Raw genomic sequence first — 22,678 nt, 5'->3', positions numbered from 1 at the left:
GTGTTACTCACCCGTCCGCCGCTAGCTCATCCCGAAGGATAAACCCGCTCGACTTGCATGTATTAGGCACGCCGCCAGCGTTCGTCCTGAGCCAGGATCAAACTCTCCATAGTAGAAAGATGACTTGCTCATTTTGATGCTAGCGAGATTTTGCAATCTCTTTTATAGTCGATTACTCGACTGTGCTTACTCACTCGTTGTTCAGTTTTCAAAGATCAATTTCTTTCGCTCACTGCGGTGTTACCGAAGCAGCGAGAAGTAATATACCATGTTTACTTTTAATGTGCAACTACTTTTTTTCGAGTTACTTTCAGTTACTCTCGCCTGCCTGTCTTGCGGCCGGAGTGATAATATAGCATGATTTCGACAAATAATGCAATGTTTTATTTTTCCATTTAAAAACTATTTTATCTGACCCTTACATTCAGCCAAAATAAGGCCATTCCTTCTATTGGAAGGATGGCCTTATCTGCTTTTAAAAGGTATACCCTATTTAAAATTTATAAAAATCAATATAGCGCTCTTGCTCTAGTTTCCTCTTCTCATCCGCTTTCAACACCGTCACTAAGATATCCTGATCGATGGACACGACTACAAACTCATAACCGCTGTCTTTGATCATCTCATTAATCTCCTTGAGGATGCTTACATCGATATAATCATAGAAATACTCGGGATGAAGCACTTTCTTTTGACCGAATAGCGTAAAAGTAATGGTAACAGGTCCACCATCGGTGCCCCACGTTTCCGTAATGTTTGAAGGCTCAAAAGCACCGCGAGATATGTAACTCCACCATTTTAACGTATCCACATAGACATCATTTCCCTTAGCAACATCCGCTTCCGTATCTTCTAACCAAACGCGCTCGTGATCCAGTTCTAACATATAGAGTTCGGCGAACTCATTGTAAAACTTGCTCGAATCAAACGGGTTCCAGTCGGTCGATTTGTTATAAATCCCTAGGTACTTATTATCAAATTCTTGGTTGCTCAACGCTTTATCCTTATTGAAAAAGCCAAAATTACGATAGTAATGCGCAGCATCTAGAAAACGATCCGTAGGCGTAAGGGCTCGAAACTTTTCCTCGCTTAATTGCGCAGGTGTTTTGATCTCTTGGAATGTTTGAACGATGTCTTGGTAGTCTTGGTTCACTTCTGGATCATCAAGGGTGTCACTCTGCAAGACAAATCTATAGTAGTTATATTTGCCTTCAATAACTGTTTGCTGATATTTGAAAGTGAAGCCACTCTTTTCTTTATACGAATATGAAAATTGTATCGCATCCAACCCGTTAATCTTGACAATTTTATTATCGGAAATGTTCGCGGCGACGGGTTCTAGGTACTTTTTGATAGCTGCTGTATAGTCCCCAAGCGTCTTGAGCTCAACAGCGTCTAATTTGGACTCCGTAAAAGTGAGCAGCGAAACATTATCATGCGTCATGTACGTTTGATATCCCAATGAAGATGAGAATCTTTTATTCAGCCACTTCCCGCTAACTGTAAATTTCAACTGACTATCCGGCGTAACGACGGAGCGCGTAGGCATTAAATAAATCGTTTTCGCTTTACTGTCCCAAGTAACAACGAAATTAGAGGCTTCCCCCACAAAACGAATCGGCACAAATACACTGCCTTCCACATTTCTTGGGGCAACCGTAAGGGTATGTGGCGATCCATTCAGACTTCCATTCGTGCTATCCACTTGCAACGTCATCGTTATCCCTTGCTTCTCCGCGTGAATGGTACGCGATTCTTGATCCCATTCAATCGTGAAACCTAGCTTTTCAAAAAGGGGGCGAAACTGAACCAAGGTTGTTCCAGCGTCCACGATCGGGGAATGCTCGAACAGTACTCTCTCTTCATTGACTAGAACTGAAATGCCAGACACGGAATCCGTGATAGGCAACTTTCGATTCACAGCTACACCGGATTGCTCGAAACGCTGTAAGAGATCCTTGGATTTCTCATCCAAAGAATCCGTATTCAAATAGAGATTATGTAGCGTACTCATTGAACTTAATGGGGTTATATCCCCCAGCGGGTTCTTCGACACATCCAACCAACCGATATGAAGCTTAGCAAGTGGCGCAATGTTCGTAATTCTATTATTACTTGCTAGTAGATCAGTTAACTCACTCAAATGTGAAAGACAGCTCACATCTCCAATCTGATTATCGCTAATTAATAGCGTTTTTAATTGATAGATTGTCGGGAGGGTCGGGCAAACATTTTGAATGCGATTACCGCTTAGAGAAAGAAAGGTTAAGTTATATAAACTACTCAGCGGGCTAATATCTGTAATTTCCTGATTAGGGAGGTATAATTCCTTCAGTTTAATCGCTTTGTTCAGGCCTTTTAAGCTTTTTATTTTCTCCTTCCCCTTGGGGTAAAGGGACGTTAGCTTTTCTAAAGCTTTGGCATCTAAAGGTGCACTTGCTTCTAGTTTCAACTCGTCCCGAATTGCTTTCTCGAGTACTGGGTCTTCGATCTTTACTGCATCGTCTGCCGCAGCAGCGTAAGTTTGAGATGGTGTGAATAAACTGAATACGATCAAGCTAACGATGGCAATTGCGAAAATGTTATATTTCATCCTGACTCTCCCTCTAGTAAAATCCCACTTTTTACTTTATAATCCAATCTCATTATAGTAAAATTCTCTAGCCCCGTATACTACATATTACGGTTTCTGGGAATCGTATAAAACGCATAAAGGCGCAGCCTATCCAGGCCCGCCCTACACTTCTTATTCTTACACCGACTAACTTCGCTCCGACAAAGACTGATATAATTTCACCTTCATATCCTCATACCGATCTAATAGAGGCAGCAACTGCTTGCTGGTTAGCGACAATAGCATGCAATCCGTTAGTGCCGTGATGTTGGCATTGCGAGGCGCATCTTTCAACAGCGCGATTTCACCGAAATGGTCTCCGTCTTGTAGAACAGCAACCCTTACGTTCTCGCCTTCCGCATTCTTTTTCGACACTTCCACTTTGCCCCGTGCAATGATGTACAATTTATTTCCCGCTTCACCTTGCCGGAAGACATGTTGACCGCTCGTGATTTTCTCCGTCATCAGCAAATCCTTGATCTCGTGCAGAAGATCCTCATTCATATAGGCAAAGAAAGGCATCTGTCTCAAGCGTTCGACTTCAATGACAACTTCGCCATTGTGAGATAGTTGGAAGCCATGCTGCTTTTGCCAGAGACTGTGGTAGGCCCCTTGGCGTTCTAACAGTTCCTGATGCGTACCGTATTCGATGACTTTCCCCTCGTGGATAAAATAGATCAGATCTGCATGTGAAACGGTTTTCAATCGATGCGAAACCGCAACAATCGTCCGCCCCTGATTGACGCGTGAGATGGTCTCATTCAGCGCTACTTCTGACTCGGGGTCTAGGGATGCCGCGACTTCGTCCATAAAAGTAAGCTCGTTCGAACGAAGCAACGCGCGCGCGATCGAGATCCGGTGCCGCTGGCTGACGGACAGATTGGCTCCATCATTTTCAATCCAGGTATCGTAGCCGTTCGACATTTGCATAATCGCCTCATGAACACCCACCGCAAGCGTCGCTTCGAGAAGCTCCTCCTCTGTGGCATCAGGATGACCGATCAGCAAGTTATCACGTATCGTGGTATTGAAGAGATAAGGTTCTTGGAAAATAACGCCCGCTTGCGTAAGCAGCGAAGATAGCTGGATTTTGCGCAGATCGAGGTCATCCACCTGGATGGAGCCCTTTTGCGGATCATAGAATCGCATGAGGAGTTGGAGCAGTGTGCTTTTGCCTGAACCGCTAGGACCCACCAGAGCCACATAGCTGCCCGCAGGAATCGATAAGGTTAGATCCTGAATAACAGGATGCGCCTCAGTATAGCCGAAGGTGACATTGTCGAACTTGATCTCATTTGTAAAAGATGGATTCTGGGAAGCCTGCTCGTCATCCTCTAAATCCGGCTTGATCTCGAGCACTTCATTGATGCGTCGTATGCCTACTTCTCCTTCAATTAGGTCTGGCACGACCTCCATGAATTGAATCACGGATACGCCCACCGTATCGAAAACCGAATAGAACGCGATTAAATCACCGATCGTCATCGAACCTTGGAACGTAAAATAGCCTCCTAGACCAAGGATAATCACGTTAATAACGGATAAAACCATGATCGGAAGACGTTCTAGATTGGAATTAATAAAGCTCCTCTTTACCCCTAATCTAAACCAAACTTGGAGTTGCTTCGTGAACCTATTTTTCATGGATTCCTGCAATTGAAAGCCTCGAATGACCTTAAAAGCCTTCATTTCCTCATCCATATTATTAGAAAATGACTCTACAATGCCAACGTACTCCTCGTTATATTGCTGAGCGCGTTTATTCAATAATTTCTGGGGGACAAACATAAACACAATGCCAACAAACGCAACAAGCGCCAATTTCCACTCCAAAACAAACAACAACGCCGTTCCGACCACCATGCTCAGGCTAGCTAGAATAAGCGTAGAAAACGTCTGCATCATCGCATGCTCCACCGCTGGAATGTCCATGGTGAACCGCGCGACAATATCGCCAATGCGGTAACGTGAAAAGAAATGCGCAGAAAGCTTCTGCGTCTGTTCGTAGAGATCCTTGCGCAGCCCGATTAGAATCGTCTCGTTCAATTTGGACATCGCATAATCGCCGCCGACGCCAATCAACAAGTTCAAAACCCCGCCAATGAGAAGTGCCAAGAGTAGGCCGAAGAAAATGGTCATATTCCGAGGCGTGATGGCATCGTCGATTAAATATTTAATACTTAAGGATGTAAAGTACTCAAAGGAGAGTTCAAATAATAGTGCTAGTAGGAACACGGTGAATATTTTTTTGCTATTCGCTAGATATCGTAGGACTGATCTGTATAAATAGAGCATGGTGAGTTTCAGCGCCTTTTCGTATAGTCAGTGGGATGAGGGAAACCGGTACATTTTAGCTACAGTTTACCATATATAATTTGTGCGGGGGAACGATTTAATTAACCTTGTTAATGAAAAAGGGACTTCATCCATTGGATGAAGTCTCTCTAGATCCCAACATGTAGATTATGACATCATCTACTTTTCCTCCACCAACGGGTTACCCTCACGAAAATGCAGGACATGATTAAATAACAGAGAAAGTAATTTCCGCATCGATTTGATGCCAGCTTTGTTCATGATGTTAGCAAGATGAATCTTGACCGTTTTTTCGCTGATCCTGCAATGTTCGGCAATTTCGTGATTAGAAAAACCATAAATAGCGATCATCAAAAAAATTTCTGATTCTCGCTTCGTTATTTGGTATTTATTTAAAAAAACATCCATGGAAATACCCGTTTCCTGCAGCAGAACCTCACTCATACCCTCGTAGTCCCTCCTACTCAGGGTTACGTTCCAGTAAAAATCGAATGGGCATATATAAACTTAAGATGAGAAGAATGCCTCCAAGTACGTTCCATAAAATCATCAACATTTAGACATGCCTCCCTTAGGATTTCAATATCCCTCTACCCTCATTATAAGTCCTACCAAAGACCTATCCTAGATGAAGAAGTTCACTGAAAAAGCGGTTTTTTTGTCATTTTCGCTCGAAATTGTATGACTTAAGTCATGTTTATGGTACAATAAGTGGAAAATAAAGCATTCTATTTGAGGGCGAATGATATGGATGTACAATTTAATAAAAATATGACTCTCATCTTGAATATTTTCGTGGCGGGCTCAACATTCTTCTTAATGCTCCACACGAGTAAGTTTTCTGTTGGACTTTTGCTGCTAGCATGCACGTATGTCGCTGTCATCCTTTTACGAGATTACATCTTGAAGATCACTCTACATGGAAAAATGGGTATCCCGTTATTGTATGGTCAACTCGTATTGGCTTTGGCTATCTGTGTATGGTCAGAAAGTTATTTCGCGCAAATCTACCTCTTCATTCTCATAGGCGAATTCACCTATCACCATGCTAGAAAACATGCCATTATCTTCACCACAGTAACCTATGTTACTAATTTAGTAGGCGTTTTGATATATCGTCAGTTTCCGCCTTTTGAGCAAATCTACTTAATTATTCCTAGAGTTATCGACTTTCTTGCTATTTTCGGTATGTGCCTGCTTGCCAAAATTGCGGTTCAACAAAAAAATCAGTTGGCTAGAGACAATGAACACCTGCGAATTGCTTCTATTGCCTTGGAGCAGAAAGCCAAATTACAAGAACGGACAAGAATCTCTCGCGACATTCATGATTCGGTTGGGCACACGCTTACATCCGCGTTAACCGGGTTACAGACAGCATCACATGCCTTGGACAAAAACCATTATCCACTGGCCAAAGAGATGATCGATAGAACGAAAGAAAGTATTCTCAGAGGTCTAGATGACGTTCGAAGCTCTGTGCATGTATTGCGCGAAAACTTCCCAGATCACTCGTTCATACCCGAGCTTATTAGGCTGATCAATGATACGAAAAAGCAAACGAACGTGAAAATCGCCTACACAATAGACACGATGATCCCAGCTGATCTGTCACCTATTATCGAGTTAACTATTTATCGTGCACTACAAGAGGGGCTAACCAATGGCATTCGCCATGGTTTGAGTACCTACTTCCGCTTCGCATTGACGTATCAGGATGAGGTCATTCGATTTGGTTTATCCGATAATGGTCATCCATCGCTCCCCATTGTTATTGGCTACGGTCTAAACGCGATGAAAGAAAGAGTGGAGGATGTTGGAGGGGCTTTTGCAATAAGTAACAAGGGTTCAGCTGGTGGAGTAACACTGGATATAACCATACCCTTCAGTCGAAAATGATCGGAAGGAATGATCGCATTGTCTCAAATAACGATTCTTATCGCAGACGACCAACCCCTAATCCGCGACGGATTAGCAGCTATTCTAGGCATGGAGGACGGATATACCGTCGTAGCTAAAACGGGTGATGGGTTGGCCACCCTTGCACAAGTAGAACTGCATCGTCCTCAGCTTGTTTTGATGGATATCCATATGCCGAAGCTAGATGGCTTAGAGGCTACAAAACGAATAAAAGCAGCGTTCCCTGATATTAAGGTGCTCATTTTGACCACATTTGAGGATGAAGAATACATCTGGGAAGCGATACGTCATGGTGCAAGCGGCTATTTAGTTAAAGGTGTCGAGACGAATAAAATACTCGCTACGATTCAGGTCTGCTTAGATGGTGGAATTACTTATCCCATCAGTATTCAGCCGCGCCTTGTCCAAGCTCTTCGGACATCGGAGGAACATGTAGAACGCGCATCGGAAGAAAGCTTAGCGCCTTTGACAGAGCAAAAGCAGGATGCCAAGTGGCCTGGTTTATCCCTACAGGAAAGGAATATTCTGAGGAATTTGAAACAGGGGAAGTCGAATCAAGCTATCGCTTCTGAATTATTTTTGACAACAGGTACCGTAAAAAATTATCTGAGTGCTATTTATAAGAAGCTGAATGTCACTGGAAGGTCGGAAACGATTGCTTATTTGCATGAGAATGATCTTTAGGGATGGCCAATATAAGAATGACAAAGGAGCTAGGTTAAGGTACCTAGCTCCTTTGTGTTAAAGCGTCATCGCTTGCCCATACCGGGCTAAGTACGCTTCCTTCTCTTTATAATCCGGCATGATGCTGCCTACTCTTCTCCAAAAGGAGCGATCATGATTCATATGCAAGAGATGACAGAGCTCATGAACAATGACATAATCAATCACCTCAACGGGTGCCATGGCTAGCCGGTAATTAAAGGTTAGCTTTTTATCCGAGCTGCAGCTTCCCCACTTCGTCCTCGACTCATCAACCTCAATCGTCTTGGGTTTGACCTTCAGTTGGTTCTGATAGGATTTGATGCGCTCTGCTACAACCTTCTTACAGCTAGCAAAATAGAACTTCTTCAGGTTGATTTTCAACTCATCTTCCGTTAGCCCATTCGTTTCGATCAACTCATGGAGGAAATGATATTTGCCGAGATGGAGGAACTTGCCTTCGTCTTCATATTCTCTGACTTTAGGAATGGGTTGCCGAGCTCTGGTGATCGCGTTTAGCTTATCTAGGATAGACTTGCTGTGTTGTTTAACAGCGTTAATGATTAGCTCCTGACTGGTGTCATTAGGAGCTTTCACAGTGATGAAACCCGTGTCATCGATGTGGATGTAGAGCTTTTTGCGGATGCCGTATTGGACGTTGACGTCTATGGTTGTGTTGTCGAGTTCGATTTTCATGGGTATCATCGTTTCTGTAGGGGATTTGTGTATAGATAAAGAAAGGGAAATCCCCTCTTCTCGTTCCCTTATTGTATCAAAGTATGGTTGGGGATTGGTAGGGATTTTATGTTTAAATAAACAAAATAAGAGGATTAGCCTGTTTAGGCTTCACCTCTCTAGGAATAAGCTTCCTTGTATTATCATTCATCCCTCATCAAGAAAAGAATTCCCTTTGGACATTTGCTTTGAAACGACATCGATAATATAAGTAATAATTTTTTTCTTGGTTTTCCATCTTCGAACCTTTCTTACTGGATCCAAGCCATTTTCTAAAACAATTTCTATTAGAATCTCAGTTTCATATGTATTTAACTGCTCACGTAAACCTTCAGGCCCCTTAATTGAGAACAATGTAAATATATCAGGTAATGGGCATACCTCCAAAACGACAGACTGAACCTCGATTTTCTTACTCTCCTGTTTTCTTTTAGAATTCTTTCCGGTTGAAATATTAATCCCTTCAAAGATCCACTGGGCGAATTCCTCGTCTTGTTCAATTTTTTCAGCAAGCTTGATAAAAATGGTCGAAAGTTGTTTTCTAAAATCAGGATCTTTAAATTTGGACATAAGTTTGAAGCTCCTCCGCCAAACTTTGAAATGATTGATATAAATTATCACCAGCATTACCGTACTTTTGCTTAAGTGTATTGATACCTTCTGCATCATAATATGTGGCATCAGCGGCTTTAGAGGCTAATGGGATTCTAGTTTCAAACAAACGGGGCAGTTGACCTTGTTGAACTTGTGATTCTAATCTACGCAATGTTGAGTTATGCCGGTTAACATTAGAGCGGTACATGGAGGCAATAACTCCTAGAAGCTTTACTTCCCCATCGGCTTTCTTTCGGTTAAAGTTTTTAACACTGGAGATAATTTGAGGGATACCATATGTAGATAAATGGTCGGGAATTGTAGGAATGAGATACCAGTCACTTATATTCAATCCGTTCTGAGTAACGATTCCTAAATTCGGAGGACAATCGATCAATACAATATCATAGTTATCTAAATGATGCTTTACGGCATTTTTTAATACGTCAAACGGACGAATAAGGGCCGTTTGCCAAATATGGATTAACCTATCTTGTATTTTCACAAAATCTAGACTTGAGGGTAACAGATGTACTGTATCTAAGCCGCCTTGCAAATTGGAAGTTTTTCGTACAATACTCTTTTCTATTTCAAATGTATATGTATCATCAATATGATCTTTAAATAAAGCATGTAGCGTTTGCCCGTTTTGATTTCTTTTTGTCCACTCATCTTCACCAATCAAAGCAACGGTCGAATTCGTCTGAGGATCTAAATCAATAACTAAAACACGTTTATTATGTTCGATTGCCAGGAATTCCGCCAAAGCTACTGTAATGGTTGTTTTTCCAACTCCACCCTTTAGATTAATAATGCTTATCACTTTTGACATGCACATTACCCCTCCTCCGAATCATACCATTCCTAAATGTACTGTTAAGGAGGTTGTCTTAATGATAAAAATATGATCATTGTTATTTAAGAATGAAAACCCTCGAAAAAAAGCATAAACCCTTCTGAAATTCAGATGGGTTTATGCTTTTTTATATTGCTGAGAGTTACTTCGTTGTTATGTTGTTAATGATCTGTTCATAGAGTTCTTATTTCATGAATGCACCTCTAAAGGTTAATTAGTACCCCGCCGCTCAAAATGCGCATGCAACCGGTACAAGCAAACCTCTCTCGTCCAAGCATGCAGCAGCTCCATATCCTCAGGCAGCACATCAAACTGTAGCGTAAACACATCATTTTCGAACGTAATCAGCCCTTTGGAGCTTCCGCTCCACTTGGTCATCGGCATACTGGCGATCAGCTTGGCCACCTTATTTTCATCGTACTCCCATAGCCTTGTGCTATCTCCGTCTGAAAAATCGATTCGTTTACGATGCTCTTATACAGGCGCTGGCCTTTATAGAATTTAAATGATAGGTTATTGCACCGTCAATGAGAAAAACTTCTATCGAAGTCCTTCGAGGATGAGCGACCGCGTTTTAAATGTTGTTTTTATCGCCAATAAGAATTTGTTTTTCCGGGTACCGGAAACATATAAATTCTTATGTGGTCAAAAAAACGGCATCCCTTGGATACCGTCTAACTGGCTAATAACTTCCTTACTTTTCACATGCTACGCCATCTCTATCTCGATCAAGTTTTGTACTGTATCCTGGATCTCCCTTATATAAAGGTGCTTTCCCTGCATTTTTAACTTCTGTGCAATTAGCATAAACTACATTAGGATTTGGTGTAACAGGGACTGGCGTGGGTTGTGGTCGTACTGTTGGTGCAACAGGTGCTGGTGTGGGTTGTGGCTGTACTGTTGGTGCAACAGGCGCTGGTGTGGGTTGTGGCTGTACTGTTGGTGTAGCAGGTACTGGTGTTTGTTGTGGCTGTTCTGTTGGTGTAGCAGCCTTTTCATCAAAACCGTTATCTGTAACATAGTTCTCAATACTCCATATTCCCAACTTTGCTTGTTGAGCCTGTTTTTGAATTTCCCTGAATTTATCTACGTATTTAACATCTGGAGGAAATACCGCTACTCTTGCCAAACCATTTTCCAACAATATTTCATTAAACATTTTATCTGCAATGTAAACATACATTAACAGTCTTCCATACTGATCCCTCTCGGTTACATCCTTTTCTAACTTCACGACCCTACCTTCCAAAATTTCTTTGGCGAATCTTGAAGCATCTTCCCCAAACGGTTGTACTGGAGTATTTGGTTCTTTAGTTTCTGGCGTGTCTATAAGTAGCAACCTAACAGTTTCTTTCTTAGCGCCAAGATCGACCTCAACTGTATCGCCATCAATGACCCTTAATACTTTAGTTGTAATAAGCTTTGTTTCCGTAATAGTAGGTGTTGCCGTAACAGCGGGTGTTTCAGTTGCTACGCTTGTTTGTTGTGGCAACTTAGAACCCTGTTGATTTCCCATATTGTTACACGCAGATAACAAAAAGACGATTACCCAAATAATTGCCGCAACTCTTTTACCTTTCGTTAGCCTTCTCCACTTAAGCGGAAGCATAATAAAAGGAACAAATATCCAACCAAGAATGTTAAGAAATTTCATTTCCTCGAACCCCATTTCGTAGCTAAATTTCAAAAACACGGTAAATCATAGCATTCACATGGACATTAGGTTATCCTTGTCAAGGAATAAAAATGCAACAAAAGAAGAAAAAGCCTATGCAATATTCGCACAGGCTTGATCTATGGTTTTGCTAACTTTATACGAAGATACTTCTTCTCCAGGACCAATTCATTCTTAAACCGACCTCGTCTGCCTACACTTAGGAAATGTGGAACAGCCCAAGAATGGCTTCCCCTCTTTCCCTTTCCTCGAAACCATTGGAGCACCGCATGTGCAAATCGTTTCTTTGGCAGCTGAGACTTGTGCTTGAGATCGTTGCATTTCAGTTCGAACTGTATTTTTTTCAGGCTGTACCTTTATCTTCTTGTTCGTTGGCTGCCATTTCCCCCATGATTTTAATTTCTGCTCTACAACTGCCCCATGCCAATAGTCCACTTTAAACTGCTCAGCTTCTTTTTTGGCAGGTTCCGTTAAATCCGACGTAGTGATCAGTAAGGATAAGATACAATCATGGTTTCTTTTGGCCCCGACTAGTTCCCGCACGATTTGTACACCAACAGTGTTATGGTTAGCGTAGCATTTGGCTTGAACGGCTGTTTTTTCACCTCGTTGGTCAATAATGACAAGATCCACGCCCCCATCATTACCACCTACACCAACTTCCTTAACCTCATAGCCTTTATCTCGAAAATAAAGCGCAAGCAACCGTTCGAACTCCGCTCCCGATAAGCTTTCCAGCGAGCTACTTAAAATTTCTTGATCCGATCTATTTTGTACCGAGCGTGGCCTTTGTACTTTAATACTAGTAGGTCTTGCTTTAGTTTTTCTGACTCTTCCTTAATAAGGACGGCACCCAAAAACCAAACTATAGTTGCAAGCTTTTCATGCAACCAACTACTTAGAAATCGGTAATACAGTATGGCTCCTGTTATCGAAAACAGTGCAATACACATGGCAATGAATATCAATGGAGTAAGCATTTGATTCACGAATTGAGATAGTTCGCTATTCATAGGTGTAGATTCCTTTCCATATTCAAGTGGGATAGTAGGCTGTCATTGGATAAATTCGATATGTTACATAAATCCTTCCATTTTGTAATATAAAATAAACACCCGATAATCGGGTGCTCATTTGCTTTACTAATCTCCTACTCCACTTCAATCCCCACAACCGAACTCCCCAAATCCACATGCTCCCGATCCAGCTTCACGCGAACCTTACCCACACGCCGTTTCTCTCGCCAATCGCGAAGCTCCTCTTCCGTTTCCAAGCGCAGCTCAGACACTTCCTTTGCCCGGTTAAGCATATAATCCGTCGTATACAGAATTCGATAAATCCCATGTCCCGCGGGAGCAATAGCGGTCTCTCTTTGGAGCCACTTGTCCACTTCAAATACAACATAAAGCTCATCCGTCGCACCTCGACTTGAGGGAATTGCAGTAATCGCGGAGCGTGGAATAACCTTCCAACTCTTCACTCTTCCATACCAGGAAATACCTGCTTCTTCTTTGCTAAACAAACGAATGGACTGGTACAACGCCACGTACTCAATGCGAGTCAGTACCTTGTGGTCTGTAATATTGCGCAAAGGCGTATGGTAAAATCCATGCTCTAAAGCAGCCTCCAGCTGAGGCTTTTTACTTAGTGCACCAACCAAGACATTCTTACCAGACATCTTATCCTTGTAGTACTCTTTCGTACCTCTCGGTCTCGTCGTCCGTTCGTATGCTTTCTCAGGACTATCCATAATGATCTCGTCCAAGAACTTCTCCATTAAGCTCGTTGAATTCGGCAAAAAGGGAAAAGCCCCAATGTTGATCAGCTCCACACTTTTATAAAACTTATGCTGTTGGAACCGCTCTTCATCATGGTATGGAAACAACACATAGGCCCCAAACATGCTCCGCTCGAACTCTCGACCTTGCCCCTCCGAATAGACAATCGCATCCCGATAACGGTGCATCGTGTTAATATCGTCTTCTTCTGGTCCGGGCATCTTGTATTTATCGAAATAGGGCGTCCCCTCATAACCCGGATTAATCCGGTATTTCGCATCAAAGATGTATTTATACTCCGCCGCGGCATCGTTCTTCTTCAAAGTCAGGACATTATCTGGCCGTTGGGAAAGAGTCGGACTCTTATCACCCTTAGGCAGTGCATTATAAAACAGTGTGAAAATCTCGCCATTCATAGGATTCTTATACACCATCTTAGCCTGCTGCGACTTATCTAGTGTAACGAACAGTCCACTTCGGTTGAGTTTGATAATATCTTGTTTCAGTAACTCATATTTTTTGCTTAAAAGATGGTGAATCTTCAAGAAACACCAGTATTCATAGAGTTGAGCCAAATCTTTCATCGAGAGTCGGAATAGATCATTCTGAATCGACAAACCTTTTAATAGCATTAAATAATAACGATACACCTCTCGGTACCCTGATGCCATCTGTAAGACCAAGGATATCGATAACTGCCTCATCTCACCTACATTTAGAAAATCATGCTGCAACAACCGTTGCACATGACTCAGCATTAAATTCAATTTCCTCGTAAGTTCAGGATCTTCCACGCGGCTTTTCTGAGCCAAACGTGTTTTAATATCCTTAAGCTTTTGCCCAATTCGTAAAAGCACCCACTTCACAAAACGATTCTCAGCCGTATCATAATTAACGTGACGCCTGTTTTCTAGCATGTGGGTTGGAGTATATCGCTCTCCACTTATTGAAATAACCCCGTTCACCGAGTCTTTCACTAAAAGTTGGGGGCGCTTGGCTAGGTAGCCAATGTTTTCTTTGCCAGCTCTTTTGACACGTGCAGCGTCTACTAGGCGATTCTCACTCTGAAGCATGGAATGGGGTGAGAGCTTAATCCGTTCAACAGCCTGAACAAGCTGCGTAAATATATGCTGAAGGATCGTAAAATACTCCGTCAAACTCTGATGATTCGTCTCTTTCAGACCGGTCATGTTAAATGTCTTGCGCAAAAAATCAAAGGATAAGTTATAAATCTGTGCATTCACGTCGTTAAGAATCATTTGATAGTCTTTCTTATAATCAATTTTGGCCGGAAAAATCTCCAGCTGGAGACGAAAAACAGCCTCACCATTCAAACGAAGTTCAAGTTCGGACTGACCGACTTCATTTTGAAAATTAAGAATCCCCGACAAAATCATCTTCCCTAGCGGCTTAACGGCCTGCCTCAAATGAACATTATCATGGTAAAAAGATAACGCAATATCAGCCTTCTTTTCGATCACCAGCTCATAGGCCTGCGTCTCATAAAAAGTTGGTGTACATGCATCACCCGAGTTCCAGCTCCTTACAACCCTATGCTCATGGGAGAAAACAGCAATCGTTTCAATAGTTAGCGTATCTTTCAGCGAGGCAACATGAAAATGCGCGTCCACCCACTCTTGATCCACGTTACGATGGAGATTCAAAGTCTCAACAGTAGGATGGAACGGCTTGCCCTGAATATAGAGATTAAACAAATTCGTCTCAATCCGCAGCAATTCCCTACTTTGATTAAGAGATCCAGTATGAGGTAAATCCATCTTCTTCTAACCTCCGTAGCATGAAGGCGATTTTCCTTGCGCTATGTGGATATTTGGACGCTGTCAATGTCTCCATAGAAAGATAAAGCTTAGAGGCATCTTCCATGTATTCTGAAATAGGTAGGCTACGATCTTGAGCCACTTGCATTAATTGTAGCAAAGCTTTTTTCACAGATGCGCTACTACCCTGGATACGAGGCAAAATCTTCTGTAGCAACTGCATATCGAACGCCGCTTCCTTACTTAGCAATCCAAATCGTTCGTTATAAATCATATAGAAACACACCGCATCCCGAATACGAAACCCTACATGGGAATGGATCTGCTCTAGAATGCCATTGATTTTCACCAATAACTCCGTCGTATCTTCCGTTAACTCCTTATAGTCCCGATACACATCTACAAGCTGCAAATACTCACTCCGCAATACTGAATTAGGAGGCATGGGGACATTTGCATGTTCTGAGAGTTCTTCCAACGATGGATATTGACCAAGCTCAATGTAATTGAACTCGATTGTGTTCGCACGGTCTAATACCTTTTTGCTAAAAGGATGCGTGGTCTCATCCATATTTACCGTTCCTACGATGTACACATTGTCTGGCAAATAGAGGTTGCCATACAGCCTCTTATCTGACTCATTTTGTAAGGAGTCTATATGTATAAGCGGCGTTGTTACAATCCTTTGGTTATGCCACTCCTGTGTCTCAAGCACGCTCAGCAGATCACTAAAATAATGCTCAACCCTAGCCAAATTCATCTCATCCAAGCAGATAAAATATGGTTTATGTTGATTACCTGGCTTTGAAGCCTCAACCAATATCTCCGTTAACTTTCCAGGACGAAAAGCCCCCGATAAATCCTTGTACCCCAATAGATCCGAAGGATCACTCCAATCTGGTCTGACAGGAACTAATGAGAACTGACCATTACTCGCCGTCGCGCCAACAGCCTCAGCGAACAGCTTCACTAGCTTCGTTTTCCCAGTGCCTGATACCCCTGCAAGGATGACGAATGGCTTTGCTTTTAGCGATAGGAAGAAGTTCTCGATCCAATGGTCAGGGTACATGAAGCCTTTGTTTGCAATGAAATTCTTGATTGTGGCTACTCGCTCGATTACCATTAGTGAATCCACCAGAGGCGTCTCCTCCCACTCCGTGTACGTGTACTGCTGACTTGATTTAGAAACAAACTTTAATATCTCTAACCAGTTAAGCATGAAAATAGATCGTTGTTTCTGGGTAACTTCTCCCCAGGTTTCCAATGTTCCTAGTGCTTCGTTAAATTTCGGAGCGAATTGGTCTAAGGTGAAGGACTCTAGTTCTTTGCAGATTTGGATAGCTCTGTTGATGCTTTTAACAAGAGGAGATTGAGCTTCAGCATTGGTTAAGTACTCTCGAATCAGTCTGACTTGTGTTTCACTAAGGGTCCATTTATTTTCGTTAAAATGGTTTGCATATTCCTGACCTAGTTCAGTTAATGAGAATTCGTTCTCATTTATTGTGATTAAACCTAGATCTCGCAAAGCTCGTCCCAGATGCTTGATTCTCTCTTTGGGGTGCTTCACATCATCTCCGGAGAGAAGAACAGTGGCTTGATTGGCTACTAATTCATCTAATGAAATAGACAGTTGTCCCTTATCGGGAAGGTATTTTATAATGCCTTGACCAGCATACAAATGGCTTATCGTATAGTTAAAACTAAGTGAGGTTTCGGGTTCCTCAGCAGGATTGACCTTCTTAAAAACATATGCGTTGTAGTTGGTGACAGCATTGTTAAGGTCGGAGAGTAACTGATCGTCATCTGGCATTTGGTCTATATCGTAGCGATAGTAAGCTATCGTAGAAACTTGATAGTCTTGGCCTAGACCGCCTGACGTTAGATAAATGGCATCGTCTTTGATCATGCCTTCCAAGGGGAGCATGTGTCTAATATCATTTACTTTTTGTTTGAAATATTGATAAGCGGCAACCTTGCCTTTCTCAGCAACTGGGATTGTAACTCCTTGAATAAAAGTAAGGTAGACTGACTTCATATCTTCCGCGAATAGGTAAACCAGATACTCGCCTTCTCGGGTAGTCTCTGTAATACGCTTATCCATGACCGAGATCCACGGAATCGTTGCCCAGTTGCCCTGTCCAACAGATCCTTGAATCTTTAATTCAGAATGAATAAATGGGAGTTTCCTTAGAGCTGCGGGGATTACTTGGCGTACAAAGTTGCCTAGTCTGTGTCCTGTAAAGGGCTCCCTCTTTGCGGTTAGGTAGGTGGATAAAATATCGGTTAGGGCTTCCTTTAGAGAGAAACTATCGTTACTTTGCTGATTATAGTAGTTCGCTAATTCCGACTTGGCGTAATCATAAAGTTCACTTTGCACTTCGTTAGACCACGATTCGTAGAGCTCTTCCTTGAAGCCGATTGAATCCTCACTTTGGTCAAGAATAGCGGAAAGTGCTGTAATTGGGGTAGATATGACAGACTGAACATTGTTTACATTCATACCGTTCCAGGTAGTTCCGGCCTTCTCAGGAGGCTGGTCGACAAGTTGACCGTTTGCCTCTCTTTCTTGGAGTAGTGATAGGAAGCGCTGTTTTAAGTTTAGTAGGGATACAAGTCTCGATCCGCTTGCTTGCATCTCTGTTAAGAGTGCAAGGATGAGCACCATTTTATAGGATTTTTGTTTGTTGGAGAATATATTTTGGAGTTCTATTGGTAGAGACAAATTTATCACCTGTTTCTTGAAAGAGTGTCTAGAGAATTTGGACAAATGTAGATATTTGTCCTATCCATTCGACAAAAAGAGAGCATCCCCTCCTTTTCTAAATTATAGAGGGACTACACCAGTTTGATTCTCTCTTAATTTAAGCCAAAATTATCTTTGCTGATAGATAGGCACAAAAAAACCTTTACCAATTAGGCATAGGCTTAGAGTACACATTATATTTTAGATCATTTTAAAATATTGGAATGAATCTTTAATATCATCTTGTTTTTCTATAGGACATGGATGCACTCTAGCGTTGGGGGAATATCTTCTAGGTGACATTTTGGGATGAAGACCATTTACTTCTTTCATATGCGCGATCCAACATGATTTAGGAATATAGCCATGTTTTTGTTTTATATAATCTTGAATCTCCTTATATGTAGCCATTAGAATATTCCCTCCCCAATGGGATTTACAAAGAAAACTCGGATTTGATAATATCTATAAGTTGTTTAGCCGAATGCTCTTCTAATTGAATACTTTGACTGACTACGTTTGTATGTACCCGATCCTTTGATCCATAAGTATTAATCTGGATATACTTCCTTCCATTTTGAATCAAGACATTGTAAGTAGATTCTGCCTCTGTTTGCAATCTTGAATTTCTTGATATTTTACTTATATTTCTAATAAGTGCCATTACAGTTCCCTCCCAATTGAGTATATTGGGATTATATCATATTATTTTGTAGCCAATATTTGATTCTAAAATGCAAACCACTATCTTTAACCAATCCATGATTAAACATCCGCAACAACTTCGAAACAGCAAGTTTAAACGGAAATCATTTTTCCCAGCATTTCTCAAGCGATTCTACGCAACTAAACCGATACCAACCTGTTAGCAAGCTAACCTACTTTCCTCCATTCAACGCCAAGCCTCTCTTCGGCATTAAACGAAATCAAATTGTTGGACTGCCCTTGATACATGAACGACATGATAACCATTAACTCCAATTTTACACCAATATAGTCTTAACAGTGCCCCCTGCCGCGGGCAAAAAAAGTCCCTACATCACGTTGATGTAGGGATACTATCTAGAAATTAAGGAATTGTCCACGACTACTATCATTAATTAAATAATTGATAATTCGTTTCACGACATAATTTGCAGCTTCTTCGATTGAGAACTTGCTTAAATCGACTTCGATTTTCGGATTCCCAGGTGTATCATTTGTGCTCGAGCTACCTGCAAGCGGTCCGTTTACATAAACTTCAATATATTCTTTGCCAATGATGTCTCGCGCGGTTTCTCGGTCGTTAATGTTCGAGAAAACATTCGATACCAATGCAATAAGTCCAGCATCGTTCATCAATTTGGCAACCTCAGCTACTCGCTGCAACGATTCTCCTTGGCCATTCCCCAGTAACATCGTATGATGGCCTGTCGATACCAATCGTTTTTCGACTTCCTTCGCAAGGGCCGATTGATCTGAGACCGAACCCGTGAACCAAAGGGTCAACGGATTCTGACCTTTTTGCTGGGCACGAACATCTCTGGTGATTTCCGTATCTAGTTGTACAGATTTATCGGAGCCTTGATGGATTTGCTCAATCACTCCGCAAGCAGATGTCATATTGGTGACACGATCAATCAGAATGAATCCGCCAATACTTTTATTTTGTTCAAAAGAATCAATAACGATATTGTCAGATAAAGAAAACTCACATGTTGCCAATTCATTTTTGACGATATGATCGGTTGGAACCGTTTTTCCCGTATTCACTTCAATTTTATGCTTAATGGCCGTAACGGTACCTGGCAGGACTTTCGTTCCTACTTTGACCAGATAGTTTTTGCCTGGCGTCAGTACGGAATCATCCATCCAAAGAATCGTAGCACTAAAACTGTCCGCCTCTTGCAGCTGACTGTCCTTTGTGAACACACAGCCTCGCGAAACGTCGACTTCCCGATCCAATTGAATGGTTACGGGCTGACCAGCATAGGCATAATCGCGATCTTGGTCTCCTACGAGGATCCGTTTGACTTTCGCCTTCTCATGACTTGGCAAAGTTATCAGCTCATCGCCAACCCCGATACGCCCAGCCTCAATTTGGCCTTGGAAACCGCGGAAAGTATGATCCGGACGGCATACACGTTGAATCGGCATCATAAATTGCTTCGTATTGTCGATCTGATGAACGTCCACATTTCCCAAATACGGCAGCAAAGCAAGCCCTTCGTACCAAGGGGTATTTGGCGATTTTTTCGTAATGTTATCCCCTTCTGTAGCGGAAACAGGGATCACCTGAATGCTTTGGAAGTGAAACTCAGCGGTCAATTGCAAGAATTCATTTTTAATCGCATCAAATATCTTAGGATCAAAACCCACTAAATCCATTTTATTCACAGCTAAAACAAGATGTTTAATGCCCATAAGTGCGCAAATCCGAGTGTGACGCTTGGTTTGGGTGATAACCCCTTTCTTTGCGTCCACAAGAATGATAGCCAGATCCGCAAATGATGCGCCAACAGCCATGTTACGGGTATATTCTTCGTGCCCAGGCGTATCCGCTACGATAAAAGAACGGTCGTCCGTCGTAAAATATCGATAAGCCACATCAATCGTAATCCCTTGTTCGCGCTCCGCCAGTAACCCATCTAGAAGCAAGGAGTAGTCAATTTTGCCGCCGCGGCTGCCCAATCTGCTATCCAGCTCTAACGCTCTTTCCTGGTCGGCAAATAATAGCTTGGCCTCATACAGCATATGTCCAATTAGGGTGGATTTTCCGTCGTCTACACTTCCGCAAGTAATAAATTTAAGAAGACTTTTCATTTTAGAAATAACCCTCCCGTTTACGTCTTTCCATACTTCCCGCCGCTTCTTGATCAATTACCCGAGTTGTCCGTTCGGATGAAACCGCACCAAGCGTTTCTTCAATAATGGCATCAATCGTGTCCGCATCCGACTCGGCTCCACCAGTAAGTGGATAGCAGCCTAATGTGCGGAACCGCATCTTCTTCATTTCAATTTTCTCATGAGGCTCAAGTTTCAAGCGATCATCATCCACCATGACCATATGTCCATCGCGATTGATGACAGGTCTTTCTTTTGCAAAATAGAGAGGCACAATATCGATGTTTTCTCTGCGAATGTATTGCCAGATGTCTTTTTCCGTCCAGTTGGATATCGGGAATACGCGGATGCTTTCACCTTTATTGATTCTTGTATTAAAAAGCTTCCACATTTCTGGCCGTTGGTTTTTCGGATCCCAGGCATGATTCTTATTACGGAAAGAGAAGATCCGCTCCTTCGCACGCGACTTCTCCTCGTCACGTCTTCCGCCGCCGAATGCAGCCGTAAATCCGTATTTGTCCAATCCTTCTTTCAAGGCTTGGGTTTTCATAATATCCGTATATGCGGAACCATGATCGAACGGGTTGATCCCTTGATTAATCCCATCCTGATTGGAGTGAACAATCATGTTGATTCCGAATTCTTTGGCTTTACGATCGCGGAATTCAATCATTTCTTTGAACTTCCACGTCGTATCAATATGCATGAAAGAAAATGGCGGCTTCTCTGGATAAAAAGCTTTCAGCGCCAAATGCAGCATCACGGAACTATCCTTACCGATCGAATACAGCATTACGGGATTTTCACATTCCGCCGCTACTTCTCGAATAATATAAATCGCTTCAGCCTCGAGTTGATCCAGATGCGTCATTTCATCTATAGAATCAAGCATCAGTTTTTCCATGGAAAGGTGCCTCCTTTTAATCCTTACTAAATCTATCGTCTTTCTTTATATACTAACAGATTGTGGCTTTCATGCAAAGTGGGAGAAAGTAAATTCCCACACTTTTTGTTACGCCTGCACGGAAGGATTCAGAAAAGCGTAGGGAGTCGAACCTTAGTACATTTACCCATGAGAACATTACATATTCTACTCATAATGAATTAAAGTTGTTACTCAATCCCCCACCTACGATGAACATTTATGGGCATGTTTATTAAAGGCGTCTAAAGACTCTGCCAATAAGTTCGATCTTATCATTCCGTTTTGGATTTCGAATGGGTTTAGAGCAACTATGAATTCACTCTTAAAAGAAGAAAAGAACAGCACTAATTACATGACTGTTCTTGTTATGGTTCAAGCTTTTGCACAATGCATTCAATCCAAGATGGAACGGAGTCTGACCGATAAGTTATTGAGCCATCGTCCGAACCCAAAATAATTCTTCCCTCCGACAGACTGTTGTCGATCACAATTAAATGATCCATTAAATCAAGATGAGCGAGTAAATTTTTTATCGATGTTTGATGCCGCCTTATGATATCTTCAGAAGGGATATAATGTCCACCGTTTTTCACTCGCACTGCCACTCTCTCAAGATTCAGATGATAATCGCCTAGACCGACATAAAACATTGTAACTTCAAACCCATTGGCCTTGGCATCACGCATAAGCCGGATGGCATTACCACCAGCCAGTGTAGTTTCCACAGAAAAATCGCGCCTGTTTCGAATACAGTCTTTGGCCAATTTAATGGCTTCTTTCCCTGCTGATATTTTACGGCTTTCAGGATGAGTCGAATCAATTGCTCGTGCTAAAGCATCAGGATCAATATTCACACTTATTCCGAGCCTATCAACAATGAGATTTCGAATTGTACTTTTCCCGCTTCCATTGTTCCCAGCAAAAATGTACATGATCGGTGACATTTCATGCATGTGAGGTATCCTGCTCGGTTACAGGAATAACATGACCATTATTGTATTCCTTTACAATCTGGCCTTCTACGGTTTTATAAACAATATATGTTTCATTCGCCTTAGCATCCAACTTTGCTCGATCACCAGTGAGTTTGATAAGTTTTTGGAGATCTTTGATTTGATTCATATATCCACCGTCCTATACCTAAAAATCAACAAACATTTTATTCATTATAACATAAAAAGATTTTATTATGAGGACCAAGCCACAACGGAAATAATAAGCT

Annotated in this window: 18 protein-coding genes, 1 rRNA gene and 1 pseudogene; 2 read left to right on the top strand and 18 right to left on the bottom strand. The window is 42.0% G+C overall.

All coding sequences use genetic code 11. The features are described 5' to 3' along the window. The 4 genes from AC58PQ_RS24995 to AC58PQ_RS24980 all read right to left on the bottom strand — a co-directional run. Positions 1-113, bottom strand: a 16S ribosomal RNA gene (locus AC58PQ_RS24995); the annotation flags it as partial. A gap of 380 nt (positions 114-493) precedes the next feature. After that, a complete protein-coding gene (locus tag AC58PQ_RS24990) occupies positions 494-2,593 on the bottom strand; it encodes a stalk domain-containing protein (protein WP_497246441.1) in 2,100 nt (699 codons plus the stop codon). Positions 2,594-2,761: 168 nt separating this feature from the next. Then, positions 2,762-4,909 (bottom strand): ABC transporter transmembrane domain-containing protein, encoded by a 2,148-nt coding sequence (locus tag AC58PQ_RS24985; RefSeq protein WP_497246439.1) that lies wholly within the window; start codon positions 4,907-4,909, stop codon positions 2,762-2,764. 180 nt (positions 4,910-5,089) lie between these two features. Beyond that, a complete protein-coding gene (locus tag AC58PQ_RS24980; RefSeq protein WP_497246437.1) occupies positions 5,090-5,374 on the bottom strand; it encodes a helix-turn-helix domain-containing protein in 285 nt (94 codons plus the stop codon). A gap of 303 nt (positions 5,375-5,677) precedes the next feature. Between AC58PQ_RS24980 and AC58PQ_RS24975 the strand changes: the two genes are divergently transcribed. Together AC58PQ_RS24975 and AC58PQ_RS24970 are read left to right on the top strand one after the other, a co-directional pair. After that, complete coding sequence (locus AC58PQ_RS24975; RefSeq protein WP_497246435.1) at positions 5,678-6,826, top strand: sensor histidine kinase; 1,149 nt, start codon at positions 5,678-5,680, stop codon at positions 6,824-6,826. Positions 6,827-6,844: 18 nt separating this feature from the next. Further along, positions 6,845-7,531: a response regulator gene (locus AC58PQ_RS24970; protein ID WP_497246433.1), complete on the top strand. Its 687-nt coding sequence runs from the start codon at positions 6,845-6,847 to the stop codon at positions 7,529-7,531. Between the two features lie 57 nt (positions 7,532-7,588). Here AC58PQ_RS24970 and AC58PQ_RS24965 read toward each other — a convergent pair whose 3' ends face one another. From AC58PQ_RS24965 to AC58PQ_RS24900, 14 genes and pseudogenes are all read right to left on the bottom strand, one after another. Then, positions 7,589-8,245, bottom strand: coding sequence for a M48 family metallopeptidase (locus tag AC58PQ_RS24965; RefSeq protein ID WP_497246431.1), 657 nt, complete (start codon positions 8,243-8,245; stop codon positions 7,589-7,591). A gap of 186 nt (positions 8,246-8,431) precedes the next feature. After that, complete coding sequence (locus AC58PQ_RS24960) at positions 8,432-8,854, bottom strand: hypothetical protein (protein ID WP_497246429.1); 423 nt, start codon at positions 8,852-8,854, stop codon at positions 8,432-8,434. Next, positions 8,841-9,710, bottom strand: coding sequence for a ParA family protein (locus AC58PQ_RS24955; protein ID WP_497246427.1), 870 nt, complete (start codon positions 9,708-9,710; stop codon positions 8,841-8,843). The genes AC58PQ_RS24960 and AC58PQ_RS24955 overlap by 14 nt, the downstream gene beginning before the upstream one ends. 234 nt (positions 9,711-9,944) lie before the next feature. Continuing rightward, positions 9,945-10,208 (bottom strand): annotated as a pseudogene (locus AC58PQ_RS24950) (DEAD/DEAH box helicase family protein); the annotation flags it as partial. 220 nt (positions 10,209-10,428) lie between these two features. Continuing rightward, the gene (locus tag AC58PQ_RS24945) at positions 10,429-11,388 is read right to left on the bottom strand and encodes a thermonuclease family protein (RefSeq protein ID WP_497246425.1); all 960 of its coding nucleotides are present in this window, start codon (positions 11,386-11,388) and stop codon (positions 10,429-10,431) included. 195 nt (positions 11,389-11,583) lie between these two features. Further along, positions 11,584-12,147: a restriction endonuclease gene (locus AC58PQ_RS24940; RefSeq protein WP_497246445.1), complete on the bottom strand. Its 564-nt coding sequence runs from the start codon at positions 12,145-12,147 to the stop codon at positions 11,584-11,586. Positions 12,148-12,559: 412 nt separating this feature from the next. Then, complete coding sequence (locus AC58PQ_RS24935; RefSeq protein ID WP_497246423.1) at positions 12,560-14,965, bottom strand: DUF2357 domain-containing protein; 2,406 nt, start codon at positions 14,963-14,965, stop codon at positions 12,560-12,562. Then, on the bottom strand, positions 14,937-17,687 hold the full coding sequence (locus tag AC58PQ_RS24930; RefSeq protein ID WP_497246421.1) for an MrcB family domain-containing protein: 2,751 nt from the start codon (positions 17,685-17,687) through the stop codon (positions 14,937-14,939). Before AC58PQ_RS24930 ends, AC58PQ_RS24935 begins: the two co-directional genes overlap by 29 nt. A 222-nt stretch (positions 17,688-17,909) precedes the next feature. After that, entirely contained in the window at positions 17,910-18,119 is a 210-nt protein-coding gene (locus AC58PQ_RS24925; protein WP_497246419.1) for a hypothetical protein, read from the bottom strand. Between the two features lie 25 nt (positions 18,120-18,144). Further along, on the bottom strand, positions 18,145-18,372 hold the full coding sequence (locus AC58PQ_RS24920; protein ID WP_497246417.1) for a hypothetical protein: 228 nt from the start codon (positions 18,370-18,372) through the stop codon (positions 18,145-18,147). A 398-nt stretch (positions 18,373-18,770) separates the two neighbouring features. Continuing rightward, a complete protein-coding gene (locus AC58PQ_RS24915) occupies positions 18,771-20,510 on the bottom strand; it encodes a GTP-binding protein (RefSeq protein WP_497246415.1) in 1,740 nt (579 codons plus the stop codon). Position 20,511: 1 nt separating this feature from the next. Beyond that, positions 20,512-21,435: a sulfate adenylyltransferase subunit CysD gene (gene cysD / locus AC58PQ_RS24910; RefSeq protein ID WP_497246413.1), complete on the bottom strand. Its 924-nt coding sequence runs from the start codon at positions 21,433-21,435 to the stop codon at positions 20,512-20,514. Between the two features lie 386 nt (positions 21,436-21,821). Next, complete coding sequence (locus AC58PQ_RS24905) at positions 21,822-22,409, bottom strand: ATPase (RefSeq protein WP_497246411.1); 588 nt, start codon at positions 22,407-22,409, stop codon at positions 21,822-21,824. Beyond that, a complete protein-coding gene (locus AC58PQ_RS24900) occupies positions 22,402-22,578 on the bottom strand; it encodes a hypothetical protein (protein WP_497246409.1) in 177 nt (58 codons plus the stop codon). The genes AC58PQ_RS24905 and AC58PQ_RS24900 overlap by 8 nt, the downstream gene beginning before the upstream one ends. Positions 22,579-22,678: the final 100 nt, after the last annotated feature.

The sequence above is a fragment of the Paenibacillus sp. J22P143 genome, from assembly GCF_059692035.1.
This window is presented reverse-complemented; position numbering and strand designations above follow the sequence as displayed.

Coding starts and splice junctions, on each gene's coding strand:
- AC58PQ_RS24990 (WP_497246441.1), bottom strand. CDS start 2,593: ATGAAATATAACATTTTCGCAATTGCCATCGTTAGCTTGATCGTATTC.
- AC58PQ_RS24985 (WP_497246439.1), bottom strand. CDS start 4,909: ATGCTCTATTTATACAGATCAGTCCTACGATATCTAGCGAATAGCAAA.
- AC58PQ_RS24980 (WP_497246437.1), bottom strand. CDS start 5,374: ATGAGTGAGGTTCTGCTGCAGGAAACGGGTATTTCCATGGATGTTTTT.
- AC58PQ_RS24975 (WP_497246435.1), top strand. CDS start 5,678: ATGGATGTACAATTTAATAAAAATATGACTCTCATCTTGAATATTTTC.
- AC58PQ_RS24965 (WP_497246431.1), bottom strand. CDS start 8,245: ATGAAAATCGAACTCGACAACACAACCATAGACGTCAACGTCCAATAC.
- AC58PQ_RS24960 (WP_497246429.1), bottom strand. CDS start 8,854: ATGTCCAAATTTAAAGATCCTGATTTTAGAAAACAACTTTCGACCATT.
- AC58PQ_RS24955 (WP_497246427.1), bottom strand. CDS start 9,710: ATGTCAAAAGTGATAAGCATTATTAATCTAAAGGGTGGAGTTGGAAAA.
- AC58PQ_RS24945 (WP_497246425.1), bottom strand. CDS start 11,388: ATGAAATTTCTTAACATTCTTGGTTGGATATTTGTTCCTTTTATTATG.
- AC58PQ_RS24935 (WP_497246423.1), bottom strand. CDS start 14,965: ATGGATTTACCTCATACTGGATCTCTTAATCAAAGTAGGGAATTGCTG.
- AC58PQ_RS24925 (WP_497246419.1), bottom strand. CDS start 18,119: ATGGCTACATATAAGGAGATTCAAGATTATATAAAACAAAAACATGGC.
- AC58PQ_RS24920 (WP_497246417.1), bottom strand. CDS start 18,372: ATGGCACTTATTAGAAATATAAGTAAAATATCAAGAAATTCAAGATTG.
- AC58PQ_RS24915 (WP_497246415.1), bottom strand. CDS start 20,510: ATGAAAAGTCTTCTTAAATTTATTACTTGCGGAAGTGTAGACGACGGA.
- cysD (WP_497246413.1), bottom strand. CDS start 21,435: ATGGAAAAACTGATGCTTGATTCTATAGATGAAATGACGCATCTGGAT.
- AC58PQ_RS24905 (WP_497246411.1), bottom strand. CDS start 22,409: ATGCATGAAATGTCACCGATCATGTACATTTTTGCTGGGAACAATGGA.
- AC58PQ_RS24900 (WP_497246409.1), bottom strand. CDS start 22,578: ATGAATCAAATCAAAGATCTCCAAAAACTTATCAAACTCACTGGTGAT.